The sequence below is a fragment of the Prevotella sp. oral taxon 376 genome (genome assembly GCF_003043945.1).
Classification (GTDB): Bacteria; Bacteroidota; Bacteroidia; order Bacteroidales; family Bacteroidaceae; genus Prevotella.
The window spans coordinates 1,707,892-1,725,453 of record NZ_PYXG01000001.1; the positions used below are offsets into that span (position 1 = coordinate 1,707,892).

The 17,562-nt window shown below is 45.4% G+C and carries 11 protein-coding genes and 1 pseudogene; 3 read left to right on the forward strand and 9 right to left on the reverse strand.

The window, feature by feature from the left end:
* Nucleotides 1-24: 24 nt before the first annotated feature.
* From C7120_RS07490 to C7120_RS07510, 5 genes are all read right to left on the reverse strand, one after another.
* Entirely contained in the window at nt 25-1,641 is a 1,617-nt protein-coding gene (locus tag C7120_RS07490; protein WP_107621006.1) for a hypothetical protein, read from the reverse strand.
* A 27-nt stretch (nt 1,642-1,668) separates the two neighbouring features.
* Nucleotides 1,669-1,854, reverse strand: a complete 186-nt coding sequence (locus tag C7120_RS07495; RefSeq protein WP_107621007.1) for a hypothetical protein — start codon at nt 1,852-1,854, stop codon at nt 1,669-1,671.
* Between the two features lie 367 nt (nt 1,855-2,221).
* Complete coding sequence (locus C7120_RS07500) at nt 2,222-3,364, reverse strand: cytochrome d ubiquinol oxidase subunit II (protein WP_107621008.1); 1,143 nt, start codon at nt 3,362-3,364, stop codon at nt 2,222-2,224.
* Between the two features lie 87 nt (nt 3,365-3,451).
* Entirely contained in the window at nt 3,452-5,107 is a 1,656-nt protein-coding gene (locus C7120_RS07505; protein ID WP_107621009.1) for a cytochrome ubiquinol oxidase subunit I, read from the reverse strand.
* Nucleotides 5,108-5,426: 319 nt separating this feature from the next.
* Nucleotides 5,427-5,657 (reverse strand): DUF4492 domain-containing protein, encoded by a 231-nt coding sequence (locus tag C7120_RS07510; protein ID WP_107621010.1) that lies wholly within the window; start codon nt 5,655-5,657, stop codon nt 5,427-5,429.
* A 440-nt stretch (nt 5,658-6,097) separates the two neighbouring features.
* On the opposite strand from C7120_RS07510, the gene C7120_RS07515 reads away from it, so the two are divergent.
* Nucleotides 6,098-6,427 carry a multidrug efflux SMR transporter gene (locus C7120_RS07515; protein ID WP_107621011.1) on the forward strand — a complete coding sequence of 110 codons (330 nt, stop codon included), beginning with the start codon at nt 6,098-6,100 and terminating at the stop codon, nt 6,425-6,427.
* A gap of 31 nt (nt 6,428-6,458) precedes the next feature.
* Here the strand turns inward: C7120_RS07515 and C7120_RS14150 are convergent.
* A pseudogene (locus C7120_RS14150) lies at nt 6,459-6,624 on the reverse strand (IS982 family transposase); the annotation flags it as partial.
* A 125-nt stretch (nt 6,625-6,749) separates the two neighbouring features.
* Here C7120_RS14150 and C7120_RS07520 point away from each other — a divergent pair.
* Both C7120_RS07520 and C7120_RS07525 read left to right on the forward strand, forming a co-directional pair.
* Entirely contained in the window at nt 6,750-8,858 is a 2,109-nt protein-coding gene (locus tag C7120_RS07520) for a contractile injection system tape measure protein (protein WP_146154217.1), read from the forward strand.
* A 4-nt stretch (nt 8,859-8,862) separates the two neighbouring features.
* Nucleotides 8,863-10,197 (forward strand): ATP-binding protein, encoded by a 1,335-nt coding sequence (locus tag C7120_RS07525; protein WP_107621013.1) that lies wholly within the window; start codon nt 8,863-8,865, stop codon nt 10,195-10,197.
* Between the two features lie 279 nt (nt 10,198-10,476).
* On the opposite strand, the gene C7120_RS07530 is transcribed toward C7120_RS07525, so the two are convergent.
* The 3 genes from C7120_RS07530 to C7120_RS07540 are packed head-to-tail and all read right to left on the reverse strand — an operon-like array spanning nt 10,477 to nt 17,560.
* The gene (locus C7120_RS07530) at nt 10,477-12,657 is read right to left on the reverse strand and encodes a hypothetical protein (RefSeq protein ID WP_107621014.1); all 2,181 of its coding nucleotides are present in this window, start codon (nt 12,655-12,657) and stop codon (nt 10,477-10,479) included.
* An 8-nt stretch (nt 12,658-12,665) separates the two neighbouring features.
* The gene (locus C7120_RS07535; protein ID WP_107621015.1) at nt 12,666-15,110 is read right to left on the reverse strand and encodes a hypothetical protein; all 2,445 of its coding nucleotides are present in this window, start codon (nt 15,108-15,110) and stop codon (nt 12,666-12,668) included.
* 2 nt (nt 15,111-15,112) lie between these two features.
* Nucleotides 15,113-17,560, reverse strand: coding sequence for a baseplate J/gp47 family protein (locus C7120_RS07540; RefSeq protein ID WP_107621016.1), 2,448 nt, complete (start codon nt 17,558-17,560; stop codon nt 15,113-15,115).
* Nucleotides 17,561-17,562 lie beyond the last annotated feature (2 nt).

The following is a 17,562-nucleotide window of genomic DNA, read 5'->3' on the forward strand; positions in this document are numbered from 1 at the left end:
CATGTCATGTTTTGCCCGTTGCTTTTATTCTACCTTCCACAGGTAGCAACCGCTTTTCCTATTTCTGATGTTACTCACTATTGCCTTGTCCGATGTGAAATACAGGTTGTGTGCTCGGGAACGGATATACCGATCAGCCGTACTTAACCAGTAGAAGCCGGCTGTTCCGAAACTGGAGAGCCTACCGTCTGTAAAGACGCCCATGGCGGGCAGGAAGAAATACTTCTCTATCTCGTCGGGCACCCCTGTCGAAATGCTGTTGTTCTCGGGTAACGATGCGCCGAAACCCATACTGCGATAGTCTCTATTGTTGTAGGAATCCTTGAGGGCCGCGGCGTCCGGCTTTCCATTCTCTTGCGCGATAACGCCCAGCTTCTTGAACCACATTCCGCAGTTATACAAATGTCCTTTCATGGCCCAGAGAGTGGTATTGTCCCAATAGGGCTTGCCCTTCATGGTGTACCAGAGGCACTCGTTGATGTTAGGAGTGTTGGCGCAGCTGCGAGAAGCTGCGACCGAGGGGGCCGATGACGAAATGTAAGTGGGATTGAACCACCGCGGGTCGTTTGCTTCGCTGGGGTAATGGTTGTCGTAGCCATTGTTCGTGATAGGCTGGTAGTCCTCATACCCGGCCCAGTAATGCTTGTTTTCCGCCGCGTCCCACATATAATAATTATCGCTGCCGTACAGGGGAATCTGCAGGTTCATGCTCACTTGTTTGCGCTTGCCTTCTTTGAGTGTTACATTGGCGTAGGTCTTGGTGATGGTTCCGCTGACGGCAGTAACAGGATCTGAGAGCGTGTACTCTATCTTGAATGTGCCGTAGGTACCGGGAGCGATGACCATGATGGCTGCGTTGGCTTCTTTCTTGGCCTGATCGGGGACGGTAAACTTGTCGGACAGGTTGAGCGTGATGCTGCTGTTGTCTGCGGAGGTTGCGGGGCGAGAGGAGATGTCGATGCCGCTGTCGTTGAAATCGAATTCACCGGCAATCGCCTTGTCGGCCGTTACCTTTATCTTGGTTAGCCTGGCTCCGGCTATGGCTCCCGGCGTGTTATAGGGCAGGAACACCATGTAAGAGGCCTTATGGTCGAGCATAAAGTTGTAGCGGTTACTCGCCTTCCGGGCGATGGCTACGCCACAATCGCCGCTTTCGCCGATATGGCTTGCGTCGTTGGGCACGGTTTGCGTCTGCTCGTTTTTGATGGTTACTTTATCTTTCGTTCCGTTCTTGCCGGTATAGCGCACCGTGTATTGATCGGCGGAAAATGTTCCCTCGAAATAGAATGAGGCCCTGGAAGCTCGTTTTACTCCGCCCGTGATCGGACTCTCTTCCAGCCGCTCATCGATATCGCTCTTCTTGCTTCGCTGAAGGTCGGGCGTGCCTGTCGCCGCCTTGTTGACCCATAGAGGGTCGTCGGCCGTCCAGTAAAAGTTCACGATCGAGCCGTCGTAGTTGCCCGTGGTGCGGGTCGTCGCGGCTTTCGTTGTCGGTTCGTTGTCTTCTATCACGAAAGCCGTCAGGCTCTCGGTGCCCGGCTCGGTGCCCGGCATGTAGTCTTGCGCTGCGTTGTCATTCGTGCAGGCAGTGGTCAGCAGCAGCAAGGACGCGCCCAGGAATATATGTTTCTTTCTTTTCATTTGTCTTATTAGTTATCGACTATATCATTAATTATCATTTGATTCTATTTCGTCGAACCATCCCTGCTTGGCGTTGAGGTCATTCCCGTCGCCGCCGGCACCGTTGTGGCCGCCCGGCCCCGACAGCTCCAACAGACACCTGTGCGGCTCGATGCCGATTACTTCTATCTCGGGCTTATCATAGAGCCGTTGTTCTACTTGGTTTTGCTTCATGACTTGTCTTGTTTTTGTATTGCTATTGAATGAATAAATCCGTCTTATTTTGCTTTTCGAAGAGGACCGAAGGGGCATGAAAAGGCACACAAAGGAAACTCTCTATAAAGCGTAAAAGCTGCGGGGGAGAATGTTTCTCCTATGCCGCCTTATCGTCTTGATATGATGATATCGCCGAACTAAACACGGCTGCAAAGGTAGCAATTTCTTTTCAAACTGCCAAATAATCAGAGAGAAATTATGAGATTATTTTTTTTCATCCACCCGCATGCGGATGGCGAACTGGCGGTGCACCGCGACATGATAAAGGGTGTAAACCACATGGCTCGTGGATTTACACCCTGATTTGCGCATAGGGGGATGTTTGTCAATATGCCTCTCCTTCCTCGATTTCCTTACGGTCGAGCTTCTTGCGATCTATCGACCACCAGGCGTAGGCGCCGTAGGCGATGATGACGGGTACGAGGAGCGACACCCAGAACATGGCGCGCAGGGTGGTTTCGCTGCTGGAGCTGTTGGCGATGGTGAGCGAGCTCTGCAGGTCGGCGTTCGAAGGATAGAAGGCAGTGTGGTTCCACCCGGCCATGAGGAAGAGCACGATGACGGTGAGGATGACGCCGATCCCGGCGGGCCAGATGCCCTTGATATAGTCTTTCCGGAGCAGGGTGCGCCCGATGCCGTAGAGCAGGAGCCCGACGCCGGCGAGCAATGTCGCTGCGAGCGGCCACTGCTGGAGCAGGTTGTGCAGGTATTTCATCGGCTCCATGAGGATGACGCCCGTGGCGGGGTCTTCGGCAAAGCCGTCCTTCAGGAGGGTGCGGATGAAGAAGGTGAGGAAGAGCACGAGGAACGCGGCCGTGTTCATGGCGAGCTGTGGCCGGATGCGGGCACGGATGGCCTCGTCGGCGATGTTGTTGTTTACATATAGGATGCCGAGCACGCGGGCCAGAAGCAACACGGCCGCGCCGAAGACGAGGTTCCACCCATCGAGCAGCGCGTCGAGTCCGGCCGAGGCGTTGGCCCAATGGCTGATGACGGGCTGCGCGGCGGCCGTCATGTTGGCCTTCTCGATGATGAAGTTGCTGCCGTCGAAGAAGGTGGCCACGGCTCCGCCGAGCAGCAGGGGCCCCACGATGCCGTTGAGCACGAGGCAAACCTGGAAGGTCTTGGCCCCGAGGAGGTTGCCGAGTTTGTTCTGGAACTCGTAGCTCACGGCCTGCACGACGAACGAGAAGAGGATGAGCATCCATATCCAGTAGGCGCCGCCGAAGCTGGTGCTGTAGAAGAGGGGGAACGAGGCGAAGAACGAGGCCCCGAAAGTGGCGAGCGTGGTGAAGGTGAATTCCCACTTGCGCCCGGTGGAGTTGATGACGAGCCGCCGCTCCTGGGGCGTCCGGCCGAGCTGGAATATCATGGAGTTGGCGCCCTGTACGAACATCAGGAACACGAGGAAAGCTCCCATCACTGAGATGACGAGCCACCAGTATTGTTGTAGAAATGAGTAGGTCATAGTTTCAATTATATTTTGCCCCCTCATTCCCCTCTGTAGGGGGATGATGAGAGACGGGCATAGTGATTACGGATTATAGTTGCTGATTCATGATTCTCCCTCTCCGCGGGAAAGGGCAGGAGAGGGGTCCTCCCCTTTACTCTCTATTCTTTCCCCCTTTATTTCTTTCGTTTCATACTCCGGCCCCTTCTTGATCTGCTTGCAGAGGATGCTGATTTCCACGAGGAGCATCGTGGTGAAGAGTCCGAGGAAGATGAAGAAGGTGAGCGCCACGCTGCCGGCGGCGATGTCGCTCACGGCCACGCCCACGGGGAGCATGTCCTGTATCGTCCACGGCTGTCGGCCCATCTCGGCCACTACCCATCCCGACTCGCTGGCGATGTAGGCCAGGGGGATGAGAACCAGCGCGGCGATGTGCAGCCAGCGATAGCGGGCGATGTCGCGCTTGTAGACGATCCAGAGCACCACGGCGAAGAAGAGGATGAAGAGGCATCCCAGGCCCACCATCACGCGGAAAGCGTAGAAGGTGAGGGGGATGTGGGGCACGAGCTCCGCCGTGTTCTTGATGTATCCGTAGCCGAAGTACCGGATGTTGTCCTTCAGCACGGGCAGCTGCGCCTTGGCCTCGTCGGGCAGCTCGTCGGGCGCCAGCTGTCGTCCGCCGGTAGCCTTGCGGTAGGCGGCGAGGGCGGCTATGGCCTTCTTGCCGCTGGCGATTTTCTCGGCGAAGGAGGGCTCGCGGGTGCCGTCGGCCCGGGTATATCCGTTGATGAGGTCGTTCACGCCGGGTACATATCCGTGCAGCGTGCGGGTAGCGAGCACGGAGAGACCGTAGGGCATGGCGACGCGCAGCGGCGCCTCCTGCTGCTTCTCGTAGTCGGGCTGACGGAAGGGATTCACGGCCGATATGAGCGTCAGGCTCTGGTCGTAGCCGCCGTTGTAGAGGGCTTCCATGGCTGCGAGCTTCATGGGCTGCACATGGGCCACTTTGTAGGCCGACTCGTCGCCGGTGATGGCGGCGAGCAGCGAGGCGGCGAGTCCCAAGGCGGCTCCTATCTTGATGCTCTCCTTGGCGAGTCGGTGCTCACGGTTCTTGAGCAGATACCAGCAGCTCACGCCCACGGTGAAGACGGCTCCGATGATCCACGACGAGGTGATGGTGTGGCAAAACTTGTCGACGGCGAAGGGCGAGAAGGCCACCTCCCAAAACGAGGTCATCTCGAAGCGCATGGTGTCGGGGTTGAACTGTTGTCCCACGGGATACTGCATCCACGAGTTGGCTACGAGGATCCACCATGCCGAGATGGTGGCGCCGAGGCCCGTGAGCCAGGTGGCGGCGAGGTGGAAACCGCGTGAGACCTTGTTCCAGCCGAAGAACATCACGGCCACGAAGGTGCTTTCCATGAAGAAGGCCACGATGCCCTCGATGGCCAGCGGCGCGCCAAACACATCGCCCACCATCCAGGAGTAGTTGCTCCAGTTGGTGCCAAACTCGAACTCGAGGATGATGCCCGTGGCCACGCCCATGGCAAAGTTGATGCCGAAGAGCTTCTGCCAGAAGCGGGCCGTGTCTTTCCAGAACGGTTTGCCCGTGCGGTAATAACAGGTCTCGGCAATGCCCATGACGACGGCCATGCCGAGTGTGAGCGGCACGAAGAGCCAGTGGTAGATGGCTGTCAGCGCGAACTGGGCTCTCGACCAGTCGACGGTCGCCGCGGTAATGTCTAAAAACAGGTTTAGCATAGTAGTTTATTTAATGAATGAATACTTCTCCACAGCTCTCCCGGAGCCTCTCCCCGGCCCTTCCCTGCGGGGGAGGAAGTCCCCCCGCTGCAGGAGGGAACCAGGCCTCTTTTACGCTCCTTTCTTCCTCGCCTTGAAGAGGAGGCTCTCTCATTAACGGCCTTTTGCCTTCCTTCTGACGGCTGAAAGGCGGGCTTTTAACGGCCTTTTGCCTTCCTTCTGACGGCTAAAAGGCGGACTTTTAACGGCCTTTTACTCTCTTTCTGACGGCTGAAAGTAAGCCCTCCCTCTGGCCTCTCCCCGGTCCTCCCTTATTCCTTTACTCCTTCACCCCTTGCTTCAGTATCTGCGTCGACACGAATTCAGACTCCTGCCCCTTGTCCGCCTTGCCGCGGATGAAGTCGGGGAAGAAGAACAGCTTCAGCACGGCGAAGATGATGACGAGCTTGATGAGTATCACCGCCCATAGCGTCTTGCCCAGCGTCATGTTTCTGAATCCGTCGTAGTAGAGGCGGTAGGCCTGATAGAAAAATCGTCCGAGTGTCTTCACATGAATCTTGTTATGGCTGCAAACTTAACAAAAAATCCTGATACTTCCAACGGTTTTCTGTAAAAATTACAAATTTATTTTGAAAGAAAGGAATAAGAGGGAAGCAAGATTGGCAGGAACATGGCCGGATGTCCGGTCATGTGGAGACAGCTAACAAGGGGTAGCGCGTTTCCTTGGTCAAACAGCCTGTGCGGATGGGGCGGTTCTTCAGCTTATCTCCTTTCCATGTTTGGTCGCATTTTGCAGATATACGATAAAGGAAGCGGAGGCACTTCTTTCCGTCTGTTTCTGAATCCCTCGCCCATCATTCGGTAACATCAAGATGGCATGAACCAACGAGTCGCATTTGGCATTTTGGGAAAAAAGGAGTACCTTTGCAGATGAAACGCAGATGGGCGACGGCGTTACGGTCCGCCTTTATCAATTAAAACTTTCAAGTTATGGCTTATTTATTCCTTACACTTGCCATTCTTTTAGAAACTGCGGGGACAGTGTGCATGAAGCTTTCCGAAGGTTTCACAAGACCATTGCCCGTAGTAGGAACTTGTGTTACCTATATCGCCTGTTTCTATTTCCTCTCGTTATCCTTGAAGACGATTCCATTAGGCGTTGCCTATGCTTTATGGGCGGCGTTGGGAATTGTATTGGGAAACATCATTGCCGTCGTGTTTTTCAAGCAACACTTCGATTTCGCGGCAGGCATTGGCATCGCACTCATAGTAGCGGGAGTAGTGGTGCTCAACCTCTTTTCAAGTGCATCCGCGCATTGAGGGGCGCAGATGTCTGGCATTTCCCCGGGCGGAAACGCTTCAGGCAACGATGGCCTGAAGCATGAAAGAGGATCATGATAAGCGTCATTTCCTGTTTTAGACATCGTTGAATCCCGATGATCATTCCCTTTTGTGTGGCTCTTTAGTGTCTATTTTGCCATCGTTGCATCAAAAAACTCGCGGAAATCATTTGCCATACGAAATAATTCAGTAACTTTGTCTGCGATGATTGTTGCGTATCTTGTTTGTAACTAAAACAGAGAAGCATGATGAACATTCCTTCCGCCTTTTGGCCTGTGCCAATCGCTTTATCTCGAACAAAATGAATCGGAATCATGAAAATATAATCAATAATGTAACGCTGCACTTCCAATATGACTCCTTTTGGGGAGAGGAAAGCCAAGTTACAGAGATCGCGGAAAAGCAATATGACGATTATGTTTTGCCCGTTTTAGAGGAAGTTATTGAAAAATATAGCAATTATGACCTAAACATAGAGAACTTATGTATTGATTTAGGTGCTATCAAACCATCGGATATTCCGGATAAATTGCGCCTCTTATTGGATGAGGAAATCAGGTCGCGCATAGCGGGAAACCGCATCCCAGGCTCTCCGGAATGGGGAAAGGAAGTATTGGCTGACGAGCCATACAAGGCGATCAATGAGGTATTGAGGTATCTTGTATTTGAAGAAGTCCCTTGGACTGAAGATGCAGAGCTCTTCATACCTGAACAATGGGTCAATCAATATGCGGAGCTTCTGTTGTCTGATGGCACATACATCAATCAGCTACGAGAGCTATGCGCCATTAACAACACGGCTCGTTACCGATTGTTTTCATGCTTTACGACCGATTTTCTATGTAAATTTGCCTTGGAACTCATTGTCCTCGCATATCAACAGGATATCAAGATGCTGTTGGAATATGTGCCGGAGACGGAGGAGCAACCGTGGAAAGCACAACAGAGAACCCAGGAACAGCCATTGGAAACACAACAGAGAATCCAGGAACAGCCATTGGAAGCACAACAGAGAACCCAAGAACAGCCATTGGAAACACAAGCTGGCATGGATCAACCTGTGGCTACTCAACCGCGCCATTCTGTGGTGTTACCCGACGCATTAAATCATACAGCCGACAATGAGGAGCAAATGTTCCGAGAAATTCTGGCTCTCATTCAGCAACAGGACCATGCGACAAAGGAGCAGATAAGTGTTCATGGGCGTAACGAAAAATTAGACCGTGCGCTTTTAGGATGGCTAAAAAGTATCCCGAAAACCACATTGTTTCATCTTATTGAAGTGTTATGCGAAGGGAAATCCTTGCCGCAACACGCAGAGAGCGGGCAGCCCAGAAGCCAAGGAAGCCCATATCCTTTTGGGAAATCCTTGCCGCAACACGCAGAGAGCGGGCAGCCCAGAAGCCAAGGAAGCCCATATCCTTTTGGGAAATCCTTGCCGCAACACGCAGAGAGCGGGCAGCCCAGAAGCCAAGGAAGCCCATATCCTTTTGGGAAATCCTTGCCGCAACACGCAGAGAGCGGGCAGCCCAGAAGCCAAGGAAGCCCATATCCTTTTGGGAAATCCTTGCCGCAACACGCAGAGAGCGGGCAGCCCAGAAGCCAAGGAAGCCCATATCCTTTTGGGAAATCCTTGCCGCAACACGCAGAGAGCAGGCAGCATGAGCATTCCCAAAGAGGGCTTAGCACTCAACAAGTAACGCTTCAAAAAAGGACGCATGTGGGCAAACTTGCGGAAAAGAAAGGCGACGGGAAAGAAGCGTCTGGGGCATCCGGCTCGTTTCCTCCTACGGAAGAAGCATATTATCAACAGTTGTTGGAAAAGAGTTGGGACAGTATCGAAGTGGAATTAGCCCAATCTTTGCCGGCATCGGGGTATGGAGCCGACATGGATAGTCGCCGTTTCTTCACGGCAACAGCAGGGCTCGTGTTGCTGCATCCGTTTATACCTTCTTTCTTGAGAAAGTTAAACTTATTGGACGAGCGCGACAGGTTTGCGTCTATAAATGATGCCGTACACGCCGTGCATTTACTCCATTTCCTCGCAAGCGACGAGGAACTGCACCACAGCCATAAGCTATCTTTAGAGAAATTGCTATGTGGGCTTCCCGTTAACTTCCCTATTCCCAGAGAATATGAAATAGAAAAAGAAGAGCGACAAGAAGTCAACAACCTGCTGGCTGCAGTCTGCCAACACTGGAAACCATTAAACAACACTTCCATATCGGGATTACAATATTCGTTTATACAACGATCCGGGCTGTTGGATTTTGAAGAACCTTATTGGACAGTAAGAGTCAAAGGATCTGCGATTGACATATTAATGAATGATTTGCCATGGGGATGTTCTACAATCATGTTCCCCTGGATAGAGAATATGATTTGGATAGACTGGCAACCGAACAACTAAAAGTATGCAAAAGGACAATTTTTTAAATTTAGAATTACAGTGGTTTACAGATATCGTTATCACACGCCTGAAACTCTATTTTAATCAAGAGTGCGAGTATCAGGATATACGGCAAATACAACTTCCGCCAATGGATGAAACGAGCTCTTATTGCCGTTTCTTACAAAATCACAAGATGACTTTCCCTGATCGCGTCTTGTCATTATTGGCATGGATTCCTTTTCTGAGGCCGCAAATACTGGATTGCTTCCAAGTGAAGAATAATCATACGGGGCAACGGTTTGTGGAATTTGGGTGCGAAGATAATGAAACGACGGGAGGGGTCAGGCCAACATTGGCGACAGCTCTATTTATTTTGGCGGGAGATGATGTAGATGAGCGAATGAGACTCGGTGCCTATTTCACCAAACATCCGTTTTTCTCGTCTCAAGAATTCTTGAAAAAGAGAGAAAACACGATTGATTCTTTTGCAAATTGGCTGATACAACCTTCACAAGAGCTTTTAGAAAGTATTTTTTTCCATCGGGTTTATATCCCCGATTTTTCCAGTTCTTTTCCTGCGACCATAGTCTCAACAGAGCGTTCTTGGGACGAACTCGTATTGGATGAAGCAACCATAAAACAAGTAAACGAGATCAAATTGTGGGTCAAGCATGGGGAAAGAATACGCAAGGAATGGGAATTGGAAGGAAAAATCAAGCATGGTTATAGGGCTCTTTTCTATGGACCGTCGGGGAGTGGAAAAACATTCACGGTGATGCTATTAGGCAAGGAAGTGAACAAACCAGTCTTTTGTATAGACTTGTCTATGGTCATCTCAAAATATATCGGAGAAACAGAAAAGAACTTGGCAAAGATATTTGATTTCGCTGAAAACAGGGAATGGATACTTTTCTTTGACGAAGCAGATGCCTTATTTGGCAAACGAACCAATGTAAAAGATGCCCATGACAGGTATGCCAATCAAGAAGTTGCATACTTACTTCAACGGGTGGAGAATTACCGAGGCTTGGTTATCTTGTCAACTAACTTTAAGGCAAACATAGACGAAGCCTTTGCCAGGCGTTTCCAAATCATGGTGAACTTCCCCATGCCTGATGCCTCTATGCGCGAAACATTATGGAAGAATACTTTTTCACGAAAATGTACTTTCGAAAAAGGGGTTAATCTTCGAGAAATTTCTGAAACTTATGAACTTTCGGGGGGATCTATCCTCAATGTAGTTCAGTATTGTTCGCTAATGGCCATGGATCGGAACGAGCATATCATACGAAAGAATGATATAATAGAAGGGATTAAAAAAGAGTATACAAAAGTAGGCAAGACGATAAAATGGTAGGGTAATTTGAACTCTATAAATAGCAATCCCCCGCATACATTCAATCTTATGCGAGGGATTTTAACATCTCATTTTCAAGACCTTTCAACATGCTCAGACCTTGCCCTTTCCGTCATTCACAGAAATTTTCATAATCCAGAACTCCATTGCTGTAGCCCTTCATACTAAATTACCATGTCTGCTGAATATGCTTTTTACACCATTTTTTACAGATGTTACTACTATTCTGCGACAAATATAATCAATCTTTTTCAATTGTCCAATTTTTTTGGAAAGTTTTTATATCATTGCGTCAAAAATAATTCTATCGTCATAATGAAGTAAGAGAAGCGTGTCTTTCTTCCTACATCCACAATAGCCTTCAGCGTATTGATATTGTGGAGCATAGCATCTTTTATAGTAAGAATGGAGAGAGGATATCGCTGCCACAAGAGGAACCCTGTATAAATGCTTCTTGGTCGTTCTCATTAAGGCAATGTTGTCTGCCATAAATGCGGCAAAACATAATATATCCCATGGTTCAATACTATTGAATTTTTCCATAAAGTTATCTATTGTCTCCATTTTTATGGCTTTATGACAATATGCAGCTGATATTAATTCACCCCATGACACCCCCACCTGTTCGATCGCATCAAGCGTTTTGCGGATTTCCGGGCAAAACATATTCCAGCTTTCAAGTGTCTCTATTTGTTTTTTTGACATACTCTCTGCTGTTGTACTATCAGATAGGGTCTCTTCTTTGTCCACATTTACAACCCTATACGCTTTTGCGCATGGATTATAAATAAGGATACGACATTTTTTTTCATTCCTTTGTGAGTCCCGGTAAGGTTTCACTAAGGCTTGACGAAGGTAGATTGGAATATCCTGTAAATGATCGGTTGACACACTTACCAACTCCATTTTCCGATCAGAATGACTCATAACTCTCACTACGGGAATAGAACCTGTTTCTGATTTCTCAATCTTAGCGAGCTTTTTCCTTATTCTATCGCGGAAAGAATAGTTAGCAACTGTATTTTTAAGTGTCTCGACGAAATCGACATGATTTTTACCTGTATTTCCTTTTAGCTTTGCTTTATAGGCCTTTGCAACCTTTACCTCAATAGGAAGGCAGTTTTCAGAGATATACTTTTTGAGCATGTCTTCAACTTCATGAACATTAGCACCATAATGCCCTTGCAGGAAAAAGCTGTTTTGCACATTTCTTGCCTGAGGTTCAAGACCTGTGATAGCATCATAGTCTCCTATTGTCTTTTTCGAAGAGAGTTGAGGAGCTGTCCAGTATTTCTTGAATTCAGCATCCGTCGTATAGTAATATGGGATAGGGCGCTCGCCTAAAGAGCATTGTGGATTATACCAAAACGCTTTAGTTGCACCACTGAATGTATTGCTACCGTAGAAATTTTTACAAAGCAAAACAATCCGTTTAATCAGTCGATATAGTTTCGTTGCCTCAATATTTAATTCTTCATTGCTCGCAGGAATAAAATATGAACGATAAATGTCTTCTTGCGCTAATGTTGATCCCGTTCCAAGAACCAATTCATTAGATGCGTGGGAGATGCCCATTGGAAGTAGGGGATATCGGCACACAAACTCATTGTAGAAGCTAAGACATTCATTGATTGATATTGCCAAATCTTCCAAATGCTGCAAATAATACATTGGTACTTCATTAATATTCTTATGCCATTGAGGAGTATATTTACCGACAATATTCAGCAATTCACCTCCTAGCACGCTTGTATCTTTAAAAAGACTGAACCAATGAGAAGAAGGGCTTACCCTCGTAGAGTGTTCTACGAACAAGGGATCTAATATCTGGGTAACGCCTATTAATCCTTTTGAAATCTTTGAAAGATTTGTTTTGAAGAGTTCGCGCATTCTTAAATTCAAAACATTTACATTTAACATCACGAACAATCCGTGCAACTGTTCCAAATTAACAAAAGCGTCTATTGGCTTCAGGTAACAAAACGCAGGCCTCGACTGGGCGCTCTTTTTCCTTAAATGAAGCCCAATGGTTATTTCTTTGTCTGTGGCACGAATATCACATGAATGTTCACTGCAATATGTTTGATTTTTATTTTTTAATGTAAGAGTTAATACTATAAGGTATTTATCAAGAGTATTGGGTAAACTCTCCGTTACATTCTTAGATACTTCCTGACATAAATCATAGTCAAAGTCTGTATTGTCGCTCTTTAAGATTGCTTTATAGGTGATGGGAGTTTCTATATGAATCAATGTACCGTTGGAAGTTATTCCTACTCCGGCAGATAGCGTAAGGTTTCCTTCCCGGAATGAATAAGTCAGTCCCTTCACTATGCCAAAACCTATAAACTCACTGCGGGTAAGTTGGATCTGCTCATCACTGTACCCAAAAGATTCGTTTAGTGCAGAGCTGGATAAAACCTGTCCTGGACTAAAAAATGGATATTTTTTTTGCTTCATAATGAGTATTATCTATGTTTTTTACTTTCAAACTGTTTTTCCCAATCCATATCTTCTGATATATTACAATAGTCAAGTTTAACATAATGTTCGTCCGGTCCGGAAAAAATATCACCATCCAACTTCATTGGCATATAAATATTTCTAAACCTATTAAATACTGATACCAGGCGCTCAATGGCCCCGTTTTGTTTCTGTATCCATTCTCTTGTATATAAGGGATGGGGACAAACCTTCATCACTTTCAAATAGTCTACATATGCTCTTTCGAGATCATACATGACATTTGGACTCAACCAACATATTTTAGATGCGATATGAGCAGGTATTTCTTCATGTATCACACTTTCTACATACTGACGGAAATAATAATTTTGACAAATAGAAAGCCATCCCGGCAAGACAACAGTTACTCGGAAAGAATAAGGGTCATGTAGGATTTTTTCTTTCTCCCCATCCTCTGAAAGTCTAAGGGTCGCAGCCTCCGTTAGGCCATCATGCGGAACCAATAGTATGTGTTCCATGACATGTAGGCCAAATGTATTCTCAAAAGTCTCATTCCGATTATCAACAAACTTTCTAACAATAATGCCGCTTGTTTTTCTTTTATATGATGATATAACTGATGGGGCTAAACGAACCTGTTTCTGTGGATTATTAATTCCAAGGCGTGTCAATATTCTGTCTTCGATGCCGCTTAGACTCCACTCTTCTGTATAATCGTGTGCTTTTGCGCGATTACCGCTGATTTCGGGATAACGCTTGAGATAACGCTTTTTGTCTTCGATGTTTTCTTTCAGGTCAAATTTGTCAACTTTATCCTTTTCGCCCAAGGCAAAACTTAAAGCTGCATAATTTGCAAATGTATCATTAAATCGTGCCAATAAATGATTGACAAGTTTATCACGCCGATGTAATGCTTGCTCTTTTGTTTCGGCATATCCTTCCTGATAATCAGATATAATTTTGTTTATATTGCAAATTTCTTCCTCTGTAAGCTGCTTGTAAAAGTAGGTCGGATCAATATTTTTACTTTCATCTAAAGAGAAATAGTCTTGCAGGGAATTCAACTGTGCCAAATAATCGGCCAGCAGCTGATCAAAGAATGTTAAATACCCTTTCAACTGTAGCTTCTGCCCATCCTTTTTACCATCTTCCTCTTCATCGCAACTATCTTTATCCATTTTATAACAGTGTGGTAAATACTGCTGGAAACTAAAATAACGATCCAAATTACGATATCTCCCCGATGGTATCGGCAACTGCAATTCGAGATTATCTATTATCTTGCGATGATTATTCCCAACAACGATTTCTGTTTTTTTAGGATAGAATGGGAACCAATTCTTTAAAAAAACAACCTCATTCGTCAGAACCTCAGAGCCGGAATGACCATCTTCTTTTCTATGGTTATTGAAAAGGGATGTAAATGACAGGTGATGTATATTCGGCTCGTTCAAGATAAGTTGAGACCCAAAGACTGTAACCAACCCTTTTTCTAAATCTTCTGTCTTTACTTTAAAATGGAAATGATGTATACTCTTTACACCATCTATCTTCAGTATTATTGCTATAATATCGGACTCATTAAGTCTGATTTTTTTCTCAAAGTGCTCAAGTTCACTATAGTCCACGAAACCCAGACGCGGCAAACACCCTTGATAAATTTCTTCTGGTGTTTTACCTTTTTGAAGCAATTCGGTTATCGTGTAATAACTGATAGATGGTGATATATATTGATCTACCGCATCATAAATATGTTGAAGAATTTGCTTCTCGTCCAAATCTTTTTGTGATAAAATTGCATCGTCGAGTTCGATCTCAACACAGATACCAATCTTTACAGGATTGGAAACCTCTACATTTACAAAATCCTCACACAAATTGCGATGTTTCTGGAGCATGTTCTTGACATAAGCTCGAAAAACATCCGTATACTTCTCGGCATATTCAGCAGTGTATTGGCCTGCATTATTTCTCCGAATATACCGTTGTATTTCATGAAGAAAAACATTTTCTTCCAACTCAATGGTCGTGTCATAGAAACCCTTCACACGGAGTTCTTCCTTTATATTCGTTGGTGTGGCCTTATCAATTTTCTTTTCGACACGCTTCATCCAAACATTTCTGACACCTGGAACATGCTCTAATATAAATTTCCTATAATCAGTAATTGTTGTAGGATTGCTCGACAAGATATGGGCTGCCGGGAAAAGACTTCCATTTAATTTAGGATGTAATTCTCCTTTTGAGGTCAGCAGGTCCACCATCGCAAAAGAGGTACGAAAGCCCAGATCCGTCAAAGAGAAGCAAAGAGCTTCCAAGAAAGTAACACCTGGATCGTGGACATTATGATCTGTCCACAATTTATGGCCTATTTGCTGTATATACTCCAAACCATATTGTTTCAGTTTGTCGTAATCCAACGGGGATATATTTTCGTATTCTAACATAATTAAACGATATTGATAGTATGATTATCTGCTGTCGTTAGTATAGAAGTTATGGCCTTAGGCATTATTGTTTCTCCATTATTTACCAAGGCACCATCATGATACACTTTAAGTGCCACGACATGATCCACATAAGGCAACTCTGTTATAAACATCAAAAGTTTCGATTCATGGAGCTTACGCCCGAAAGAAATCTGCTCCGTCGACGAAACCCAAGGAGCCAAATAATGTATTAATTGCTGATTAAGGAGTGAAGAATAATGGTTTTTGTCGGAATAACCTTGACGCAGACATAAAGTACAACTAACTTTAATTTCTTCATACAAAGGAGCTTCTACATGGACATTAACTTGTGTAGAACTGCATGCTTCAATATATTTTTTAATATCTAATAATAAAGCGGCTTCAACTTCCGGTTTATTATTAAGTGGTAAAGCGGCATCATTTTTTTTAGGGACAACAACTAAAAGCACATTGCCAGGGCATTCCTTATGCTGACCATTGAAAGCGGGGAAACAGCGTACTACGGATATTTGTGGAAAGCGTTCGAGCACCAATCGCTCATAATCCCAAGGTGTCCACGCTCTACCTTTATGCCGAAGTTTTTCACTTACCCTACATATATATTGTTCTCTTGTTTCATCGTAGATACCTTGCTTGCCAACATAGGGTTGATACACTTTTTTAATTCCAGCGACTTGTGTAACAAGCTTTGAAATGGTATTGGCTTTCAATGCCACCCCGACTTGTGCAGAGCTTTCTGAATTTGTATCAAAAGAAAGTTCTGCAACTTGAGTACAAATACTTTCTATAACCGTAGGCTCATAAGAGCTTGAGAGAACGGCACGAATCCATTTAATATTTGGTTTGCTTATATTTAAGTTCACAATACCTGTTTGCCGCAATCCTTCTGTCGTATCTTTTAATAAATGATAAGGGCTGAATTTTTGCCAACAATTATCGCAGAAGAAAGACCATTGTACTACATGTGCATCACTTTTCTTGAAAGCATTTAATAAAAAATAAATACTGAGAATGCAAGGTAAATTGTTGCCTTCCAATTCTATAATAAGAGCCTGACTCTCTGAACTGTCTTGAAACGAAGATAAAGAGGTCTCTGTTAGTTCTTTTGAAATTGAAGAAGTTACATATGTTCTAAATGCAATATCCTTACAATTATAGTCTACTGATATAGGTTCATCCAGTCTAATTATATCTCTTCGTTTTGGTTGTATCTCGCTTTTCTTCAATACGAAATTAACCATTTCTCTCGTGTAAGCATCTTGATCATAGTCTTTACTGTTCAATGTTAACCTTTTCTTATCACCAGAGAGAATATAAACGGAATTATCTAATTTTATATGCACATTTTTTATCGAGCATGCGGACAGAGGAGGTATAAGTTGCAGTTTATCGCCCTTATGGCATTTAGTTCCAAAAGGCATAACTCCTACTTCGTTCTGTAAGATGCCCATAGCATTTTTTATAATAATGTCTTTAGAGCCTTTCACCTCAATACTGATTACAACCTTCTTTTTAATAAAGGCTTCTAATGTATCGATACAAGCACTCGTAATTTTTAATACTGGTACGGAACAGCCAGTGCATGCAGTACCATGCGTCTTACTATTATAGGCAACAAATGCAGGTTTGGTTTCATCTATCGTTACTTTATTACCTTGCGGGAAGATCTCTTCCGACCATCCTGTTTCTGTAGTGTATTCTATACCAAATTTGCCTATATACTCATTGCCAAAGGAAATAATACGAACCCCATCTTTAAGTAAGAAAGCTGCTGACGATATATAAATACTATAATTTTCTTCTCCCCCTATTGAACCATTCTCACCTAAGCGTTTGATAGTAGAACCATTACTCCACCATATTTTAGAAATAGCAGTATGGGTCAAGGTAACATCATCCATCGATTTATACATAATAGGACGAGAGTTCGCGTCTTTTCCCGCATCAAATAATGTCCCTTTAGGTAGGAATACGCTCTGGACATTCTTTCTCAAGGTGAAGAATACAGGGACTGTACCATAAGTTCCTTTGCGGGGTAGGAAGTTCAATATCTGCTTATAGTAGAATTCCATGTGTTTCTCGGTCAGACTATTTAGATTTTTTTGTTCTATCGCAAATAGTTTTAAGAAAGCCAACATCAGTGCAAAGTGTGGTTTTATATTTCCACGATTCATCTGCAGTTCTAATTCTTTCACATTTACTTGCTCCCCATCGTAGAACTCTTGAAAAAACTCTATCCATGTTCCGGCCTTATGGCCTTCATCATCGTAAAAATTAACTTGATGGGCAAAATTGGCAACTTGTTTAATGAGATCACTAAAGTCGCGCTCGTCTATGCGGATATAGTCTGAGGCAAGTGCCAAAGGGAATCGATCCGTCTGGAATGTTCCACTATGAGTACTGATATAATTCTCTACAATTGCCATGA

Coding starts and splice junctions, on each gene's coding strand:
- C7120_RS07490 (WP_107621006.1), bottom strand. CDS start 1,641: ATGAAAAGAAAGAAACATATATTCCTGGGCGCGTCCTTGCTGCTGCTG.
- C7120_RS07495 (WP_107621007.1), bottom strand. CDS start 1,854: ATGAAGCAAAACCAAGTAGAACAACGGCTCTATGATAAGCCCGAGATA.
- C7120_RS07500 (WP_107621008.1), bottom strand. CDS start 3,364: ATGACCTACTCATTTCTACAACAATACTGGTGGCTCGTCATCTCAGTG.
- C7120_RS07505 (WP_107621009.1), bottom strand. CDS start 5,107: ATGCTAAACCTGTTTTTAGACATTACCGCGGCGACCGTCGACTGGTCG.
- C7120_RS07515 (WP_107621011.1), top strand. CDS start 6,098: ATGGCTTATTTATTCCTTACACTTGCCATTCTTTTAGAAACTGCGGGG.
- C7120_RS07520 (WP_146154217.1), top strand. CDS start 6,750: ATGAATCGGAATCATGAAAATATAATCAATAATGTAACGCTGCACTTC.
- C7120_RS07525 (WP_107621013.1), top strand. CDS start 8,863: ATGCAAAAGGACAATTTTTTAAATTTAGAATTACAGTGGTTTACAGAT.
- C7120_RS07530 (WP_107621014.1), bottom strand. CDS start 12,657: ATGAAGCAAAAAAAATATCCATTTTTTAGTCCAGGACAGGTTTTATCC.
- C7120_RS07535 (WP_107621015.1), bottom strand. CDS start 15,110: ATGTTAGAATACGAAAATATATCCCCGTTGGATTACGACAAACTGAAA.
- C7120_RS07540 (WP_107621016.1), bottom strand. CDS start 17,560: ATGGCAATTGTAGAGAATTATATCAGTACTCATAGTGGAACATTCCAG.